The sequence below is a fragment of the bacterium genome (assembly GCA_018812485.1).
Lineage (GTDB): Bacteria > JAHJDO01 > JAHJDO01 > JAHJDO01 > JAHJDO01 > JAHJDO01.
Window position 1 is genome coordinate 1 of record JAHJDO010000132.1, and the last position, 7,248, is coordinate 7,248.

Below are 7,248 nucleotides of genomic sequence, written 5' to 3' on the forward strand. Positions count from 1 at the left end.
ATTTCACTTACAACTTTTGCATTTGTTCGCTGAGGGTTACATCCGGGGAGCCAAATTTGGGCACCAAGAAATTGGTGCCCTTTTTTTGCCCAAATTTGGCGGAGGAGCGAGGACGAGAACCTAAAGGGGTGTGGGGAAAATTTTTCCCCACGCTTTCGGGGTAACAGTGACGAGCGAAGCGAGGAACGCCATAGGGGCAGAGCCCCTTTGGGGAGCGAATGTAAATGAGCGACAGGTTCTAGGCCGAAGGCCGGAGTCCTCGCGGGGGAGGGAGGAAGGAAAATTAAAAAGAATTGACTTCTGGCTATTTATATGGTATAGTTGTAATGTATGAAAAATAACATAATTAGTCGTGGTTAATAAAGTTAGCCAAATAGAAAGGCTATTTTTTTACCTATCTTATGATAAAGTTTAAAAAAGGCTATAATTTTGAGATTGTATCAGTAATAATAAGTATATTATTCCTATATAGTACTGTTCTATATGCTTCCCCTAATACTCTAAGAGTTCCTGTTGGTCAAGATTCTACTAATGATAGAATAGTTGGTGCAATGCATATTGTTGATAGAACGAGTAGATTAGAGGCGTTAAGACGCCTTCTTCGCATGAAAGGAATAGATATAGAAGTTTGGGCAAAAGAGCAAGAGGATAACATGACTCCAGAGGACAGGGGGGCCCTTGTTAAAGCGTTGGAGATAATAGGCCTTACAGAGACACAGATAGAAAGTATTGCAGACAAAATCATCTTATGTGAAGTTCCTCCAAAGATTCGATTAGAGGAAAGAGGTAGGAATGCGTCAAGAATCGGAGGGTTGATAGTTAAAACTGAAGAAGGTCATAGAATTCTTTTTCCTAAAGATAGAGTCGGAGATATTACTAAGATAGAATATCTCCCAGATCTGCTTCATGAAGCAGTAGAACTCGATTTGATAGAACAAATGGGACAGATGGGACAGATGGGACAGAAGGTTGATGTAGCTGCAGCTCATGAACGTGCTCTTGAAACAAGAGCCAATTTCTTGAAAAGAAGTAAAAGAGACCCTGTTAAAGTCGCTCAGATTGGAAAGCCTGTTGTTTTAAGTCCTGTTCCTGCAGGGGCTGTTGTAGGTGCTATGCATGAAGAATTAATAGTATTAAGGAATGGGGCACAAGTATCAAGACGTTTGGTAGCACTGACTGCACTAACTATGAAAAAGTTATGGAAGACTAAACCTATGCTGGCGTATAAATTGATAGCTAAGGCAAGGGATTCAAAATATGACCTTAACGTAGAACTAAGAGAAATGTTAATAACGGAAGGTTTACTACAGTTCAATGGTAGCATGCATGAAGACACACGAGCTATAATAGTATCTATGGCAGAAGGAGAAGGATTTGATATGCAGCTTGTTAACCCGATAGCAAGTGCAGACGCTGATGATAAAATAGTAGGCGCCATGCACGATGCTATCTCTACCAGTGTTGGTTCTGATCTATTTCTGTCTGCAGCAGGTGCAGAAGCTCGTTCAAGTATTACAAGATCCCTGACCGAAAAGAAAAAATTAGATATTTCTGTTGTTAAGGTTATTGACCTTTCTCTCTTTGTGGATGAAGATGGTATTTTTGCTATAGAGAGATTTAGAGACTGTATCGAAGCATTACGGACAGAGGCCAAGGAAAACGCTGTAATGTTGGAAGATGCTATGCATATTAAGCTGGTGGATATCAAGGGGATTTCATTGCCTCACGATGCAGAACTATATTTAGCAGAATTACTAGTAGATGGAATAGCTTCCTATATTTCTGAAAAAAGTCTTTCTAATATAGGAGAAGGAAGAGTTTATAGTAATATTTCATATTATTTACTAGATGAATTTAAAGATGCAGATTTGACGGTTGCTTATAGAAAAGAAAATGAAGGTATATTTGGAAGGTTAGAAAGAAGGATGAACTATGTAGCTGTAGAAGGACATCCTGATATGGCCTCTATTATGCTTGGATTATTCTCTAACGAACTAATAGGAACTGCTTTATTAGAAGATATAGACCGTCGCCTACAACAAGAAAAGATTATAGTTACCCGAGTATAATTTTTCAAACCTGTAACACAACCTATCTTCTATAGTAATGTCTAATTAACCCTCCAAGCCTTGAATCAGATTTAATCCTTCCTTTTTTATTATTTGGCGGTTTGTAATTGAGCGGCATGTTACACATGGCCGAATGTGGTCTCACTGTGTTGTAATATTTCACATACTCCTTAACTAGATACTTAAAATGCCTTTCTCCGAAGACGAAGAACCAGTCGAGGCATTCTCTTTTTATAGTCCCAACCCATCCTTCTGCATAAGGACTTAGATTAGGAGACTTGTAAGGAATCTGTTTTACCTGAACACCATATTTATTGATTATCTCATCAAATTCTTTTGAATATTTACCGTCGCCATCACGAATCAATAGTTTATTAGATTTATTATCAGTTTGAAATAGAAATGATATGGTTTTAGCTTTACTATTTACCCATTCTCTTGTAGGATTTTTAGTAATTCCTGCAATATGAACTTTACGAGTATGGACATTAATAAAAAAAAGGACATGAAAGATTTTAGGGCCTAATATCGTCCACACAGTTTTTGTAAAGAAATCACATGCCCATAAAGTCTTGAAATGTCTTTTTATAAAATCATCCCATGTATCTTCGGATCTTTTAGGAGCGGGGTCAAGCCCATTTTCTTTCAATATGTTCTTGATGGTATTACGGGATAAACTATATATATCAAGCTTTTTTAACTCTCCCAGAATCCTTGTGTATCCCCAATTGTTCTCTCTGGCGAGTTTTACAACCAGGTCTCTAATCTCTCTATGGCTTCTGGGCCTGCCTCTTTTTGAGATATTTTTATTGCTGCTCACTCCATTATTAACCCAGTTGCGGAATGTGGTATAGCTTACAATATTTATGAATCTCTTTATATCTCCTCCCAGAGCAAGGCCATATTTTACAAGCCTTTGCTTTTCGCTGGGATTCAGGTTTATTCTCCTGTTAGTCTTGCTCCGAAGTATCTGGTTTTCAACCTTGAGATAATCTATTTGCCTCATGAGGTTACTATGGACTAAATGCCCTAAAAGGAATAAAAACTCTTGAAAAATCCAGTTATTTTTGGTATTATTAGTATTGGTTGACATGATTAATCGCTCCTTTCATAACACCTTGATTTTAACACAACTTATTAATTGAGTAGGAGTAAGGATAAAAATGGATTTTTACCCATACAGTTTAGTATATGATATTCATCAAGATTTTATCAGCCTATGTCCTCTTAATGAATACAGAGTTACAGCTCCTAATTCTTTATCTAAGTGGCTGCCGTCTTCTTTGCTAAACAAATGTAACAATGTAGTAGTGATGGCTTCAGGGAGCCAATTACACAATTCTGTTTTTGTTGCTAATTGTTCTCGCTTAGATGGTACAGAGCTTGATCAAAATCCTTATATTATCTGGTTTGACCATCACAACCACACCACAACAGGTGGTTTTATTCATCACGGAGGCTGGCAAAGGAGAACAGTTCCTCTTGAACCAGCTTTTCTCTCTGCTATAGAATCAAGCGGTATCATGGCGTATTATCCCTATAGTGAATTTCCTGTCGCTACAGCAGGCAATCTCGCCGATTTAAAAGTTGCTTCACATAGAGATGCCTTTTGGAATTCTGTGAGAGTGATTGGTAAATAGCTAATTTAGAAGATGTCTCTTAATTTTGGAACCCCTCTGAAGCCAGTTATTAGAAATCCTTATCCAATTCAAGCCTCATATCCTGCAAAAGCTCACTAAATTTCCTTAGCTGTTTATCCTTGTCCTTGGTAATGGCTATATCCCTCAGTCTTCTTTCTGTGAAGAAGTTATGTTCCTTAGGATCCTTTATATCCAAAAGGTAGCCTTTTATCCTGTCATCAAGCTCTAAGAGGTTAAGCATTTGGCAGACTCGAGACCTGCTAACCCCAAATCTCTCTCCAACCTGAGCCCTTGAGACAATAGAAGGCTCATTTAATACCTCAGCATATCTTAATGCTTCTTCAAGAGGTGAAGGCCTGCGTATTACTGGTTTAGCCTGTTTCAAGAGCTTTCTGGTGATCCTCTTGTCGGTTTTGATGTTGTGAGGTATATCGCCTTCAAGGATAGCCAAGCCCTGTCTTGTATAGCGCATATAAACAGGGAATCTAAGCTTGGCAGAGGCAAAAATGCGCTGGATTTGTGGAACGGGGAGCCAAATATGTCGTAACTTATTGTATTTAAGAGAGTTACGATAAAAGAGCCTGACCCAAAAAGTCAGGCTTTTTTATCTCCAAAGGGGTCAAACACTTAGGGCATATTATAAAAGATCCTAATTTATTCAATACCTCTCTCTTTCAAAAATACTGCAGATTTTTCATAATTGAGAGAATTTCTCAGAAAATAGCCTCTCTTTATCTCTAAATTCGCCGATATTCGAGATTTGCTGGTTAACGGCCATTTTGGCCATTATTTTGCCTATTTTATGGAGCCGTTAAATGGAAAATGTGCTATTTTGGCTGATAATCTGATAAACCTGTCTCTTCGCAAAGAGAGAGGTTTTCGCTTGTCAGTAATATTCACTTACTATATATTTGCAAATTTGATTTCTTCTTGTTTAAGCTCACCGGAAGGGTTATAATATATAATACCTCACTAGGGGGGTAAAATGTACTTATTAATACGATTTCCATAAGTAGATAAGTAATTAAATAAAAGGCGTCAGGAAGATCTGACGCCTTTTATTATTTTTAAAATGGAGGTTATTCAATGCAGAAAGAGAGATCTAAGGTTGTTATAATCGGTGCTGGAAATGTTGGCAGTACATTTGCATTTTCTCTAATGATAAATGGCGTAGCTAGAGAAATAGTGCTTATTGATAGAGACGAAAAGCGCGCTAAAGGAGAATGCATGGATTTAAATCATGGCGCAAGTTTTCTCTCACCTGTGAAAATAACTTCTTCAGGATACGAGGGTTGTAAAGACGCAGATATCGTAGTTATTACTGCCGGCGCTAAACAGAAACCTGGTCAGACAAGAATAGATTTAGTAAAACAAAATATCGTTATATTTAAAGAGATAATACCGAAAGTGCTTCAGCATACTAAAGACGCTATATTATTGGTTGTTTCAAATCCTGTAGATATCCTTACATACGTAACATTAAAAATATCAGGGCTTCCGTCAAATAGAGTTATAGGCTCAGGCACTGTCTTGGATACTTCAAGGTTCCGATATCTTATCAGTGAACACTGTCATGTTGACCCGCGTAATGTGCATGCATACATCATAGGAGAGCACGGTGATACGGAACTTCCAGTATGGAGCCACGCCAATATAGGCGGTATGGTTTTATCTAAATATTGCCCTATATGCAATGCCAAGTGCGATTATAAAAAAGAACTGGGGAAGATCTTTGACGAAGTAAAGAATTCGGCTTATAAAATAATAGAGGCCAAGGGTTCCACTTACTATGCAATAGGGTTGGCATTGGTAAGCATAGTGGAGTCCATATTAAGAGACGAAAATTCGGTGCTTCCAGTTTCTATTCTTATAAAAGATTATTATGGTATTGATGGCCTTTGTTTGAGCATACCTTCTATTGTCAATAGACAAGGAGCGCAAAAATTTCTACAGCTTGAACTTTCTACGGTAGAGCAAAAACGACTAAGGCTTTCTGCAGAATCTTTGAAACAAATAATTGATGAAATAAAGTTATAGGATTTATCTTTAGTTTTAATAGGGAATCAAATCTTAAACTAACTAGTTTAAAATGCATAAAATATGGAGGGCATTGTGTTTTTCTCAAGCATTAGAAGAAACAAAGAGAATATTTTGTATTTTATTGTTACAATTTTTTGTTTGGAATATGTAAGAACTCATTATAATAAGCTTGAAGGTCTGGCACGGGACAGGAAATGGGAAGGTAAGGTTTTAAAGAGGAAGCAGGGTTTGCTTATAACAGCAGCAACAGCTATTTATGCTGCATTTGTTTCTCTGCTATTCTTGAATTTTTCCATTACCTTGACCTAATAAGATAACAAGTGTCTATCCTAATACAGATTTTTTGAGGACTAATATTGCCTTTGCAGTTAATATACTTTTATCGTATTTAGTATCTGTAATAATAGTGCGGATATTATTGCCGCGTTATATAAAGGCGATGAATGGTTTTACTAGATTTTGGAGAAAATTAGGTCGTTCTGCCTGGGATGGAACGAAGATTATTGTTCAAACTCCTGGTAGGATAACCGGGGTAGCGAAAGATAACTTTTACGCAGGGGCTAAAAAGGCCAATAGTACTATATCTAAAATATTTAAGACAAATAAGCGCCAATCATAGCGCAATTTAGGAGATAATCATGGAGAAAAAATTACAAGATCTTTTAAAAGAAGCAATTGAGATGGAAGAAAAAGGGTACAAATTTTATCAGGAAACTAGCAAGAAAGCTAAAGACAAAACAGTCAGGAGAACCTTTTATTTTTTAGCCAATAACGAGATATTGCACATTGAGAGCATAAAAGAATTCTATAATACCTTGAAGGATAAAGGTGAACTGCCTCAGATTGAATTGGAAGATAAGAAGAGGCAAAGGATGAAGGATTTGAGTATATTTTCCAAGGGCATAAAGGAGTTGAGTGAAAAGATAAAGCCTGATGACGATGACAGAAAGGCGTGTGAATTTGCCATGGAGTTCGAAAATAACGGGTATAAGTATTATGAGAACATGCTTGAAGAGGCAGAAAACGAAAATCTTGTCAAGCTTTTGAAATTTTTACTACAGGAAGAAAAGCAACACTATGAAAGTATTATGAATCTGCATACATATATAACGGATTCTGCAAATTGGTATATGTATGAAGAAGGTTCTTTTCCTCAAGGATAGATTGTCTTAAGTTATTAGAGGGGACAAGTTCATGTTAGACTTTAACAAAATGACCCTAAAAGCTCAAGAGGCAGTACACGCTGCAGTTGAGTTAGCTAAAAAATTATCTCACCAGGAAATAGACGTTGAACACCTTATTTTGGGCATGTTATCAGTAGAAGAAAATATTGCCGCAGAGATTTTAAAATGGAGCAATTTTACGAGTCTTCTGTTAACCAGATATTTCGAGTCTCCCCCGGGTGCCCGGAGATTTCTCTAAAGAAAACCTCTCTAAATAGGCAAAATATCTTAAAAAATCCGTATTTTTCAGATTTTGACAGAGATAGATTAGAGAGG

8 protein-coding genes are annotated in these 7,248 nt (G+C 37.1%); 6 read left to right on the forward strand and 2 right to left on the reverse strand.

Going from position 1 to position 7,248, the window contains the following annotated elements:
• Window positions 1-401: 401 nt before the first annotated feature.
• A complete protein-coding gene (locus tag KKC91_11215) occupies window positions 402-2,069 on the forward strand; it encodes a hypothetical protein (protein ID MBU0479122.1) in 1,668 nt (555 codons plus the stop codon).
• A gap of 22 nt (window positions 2,070-2,091) precedes the next feature.
• Here the strand turns inward: KKC91_11215 and KKC91_11220 are convergent, their stop codons facing one another.
• A complete protein-coding gene (locus KKC91_11220; GenBank protein MBU0479123.1) occupies window positions 2,092-3,162 on the reverse strand; it encodes an integrase core domain-containing protein in 1,071 nt (356 codons plus the stop codon).
• A 70-nt stretch (window positions 3,163-3,232) separates the two neighbouring features.
• Here KKC91_11220 and KKC91_11225 point away from each other — a divergent pair, with 70 nt between their 5' ends.
• Window positions 3,233-3,709, forward strand: coding sequence for a hypothetical protein (locus KKC91_11225; GenBank protein MBU0479124.1), 477 nt, complete (start codon window positions 3,233-3,235; stop codon window positions 3,707-3,709).
• A 49-nt stretch (window positions 3,710-3,758) separates the two neighbouring features.
• Here the strand turns inward: KKC91_11225 and KKC91_11230 are convergent, their stop codons facing one another.
• On the reverse strand, window positions 3,759-4,181 hold the full coding sequence (locus tag KKC91_11230; protein MBU0479125.1) for a hypothetical protein: 423 nt from the start codon (window positions 4,179-4,181) through the stop codon (window positions 3,759-3,761).
• Between the two features lie 614 nt (window positions 4,182-4,795).
• Between KKC91_11230 and KKC91_11235 the strand changes: the two genes are divergently transcribed.
• The 4 genes from KKC91_11235 to KKC91_11250 all read left to right on the forward strand — a co-directional run bounded on the left by KKC91_11235 (window position 4,796) and on the right by KKC91_11250 (window position 7,171).
• Window positions 4,796-5,746, forward strand: coding sequence for an L-lactate dehydrogenase (locus KKC91_11235; protein MBU0479126.1), 951 nt, complete (start codon window positions 4,796-4,798; stop codon window positions 5,744-5,746).
• A gap of 75 nt (window positions 5,747-5,821) precedes the next feature.
• The gene (locus tag KKC91_11240; GenBank protein ID MBU0479127.1) at window positions 5,822-6,058 is read left to right on the forward strand and encodes a hypothetical protein; all 237 of its coding nucleotides are present in this window, start codon (window positions 5,822-5,824) and stop codon (window positions 6,056-6,058) included.
• A gap of 329 nt (window positions 6,059-6,387) precedes the next feature.
• Complete coding sequence (locus KKC91_11245) at window positions 6,388-6,912, forward strand: ferritin family protein (GenBank protein MBU0479128.1); 525 nt, start codon at window positions 6,388-6,390, stop codon at window positions 6,910-6,912.
• A gap of 31 nt (window positions 6,913-6,943) precedes the next feature.
• Window positions 6,944-7,171, forward strand: a complete 228-nt coding sequence (locus KKC91_11250; protein MBU0479129.1) for a Clp protease N-terminal domain-containing protein — start codon at window positions 6,944-6,946, stop codon at window positions 7,169-7,171.
• Window positions 7,172-7,248 lie beyond the last annotated feature (77 nt).

Bases quoted from the DNA above. Each gene is read 5' to 3' on its own strand.
- KKC91_11215 (MBU0479122.1), top strand. From the start codon at position 402: ATGATAAAGTTTAAAAAAGGCTATAATTTTGAGATTGTATCAGTAATA.
- KKC91_11220 (MBU0479123.1), bottom strand. From the start codon at position 3,162: ATGTCAACCAATACTAATAATACCAAAAATAACTGGATTTTTCAAGAG.
- KKC91_11225 (MBU0479124.1), top strand. From the start codon at position 3,233: ATGGATTTTTACCCATACAGTTTAGTATATGATATTCATCAAGATTTT.
- KKC91_11230 (MBU0479125.1), bottom strand. From the start codon at position 4,181: ATGCGCTATACAAGACAGGGCTTGGCTATCCTTGAAGGCGATATACCT.
- KKC91_11235 (MBU0479126.1), top strand. From the start codon at position 4,796: ATGCAGAAAGAGAGATCTAAGGTTGTTATAATCGGTGCTGGAAATGTT.
- KKC91_11245 (MBU0479128.1), top strand. From the start codon at position 6,388: ATGGAGAAAAAATTACAAGATCTTTTAAAAGAAGCAATTGAGATGGAA.
- KKC91_11250 (MBU0479129.1), top strand. From the start codon at position 6,944: ATGTTAGACTTTAACAAAATGACCCTAAAAGCTCAAGAGGCAGTACAC.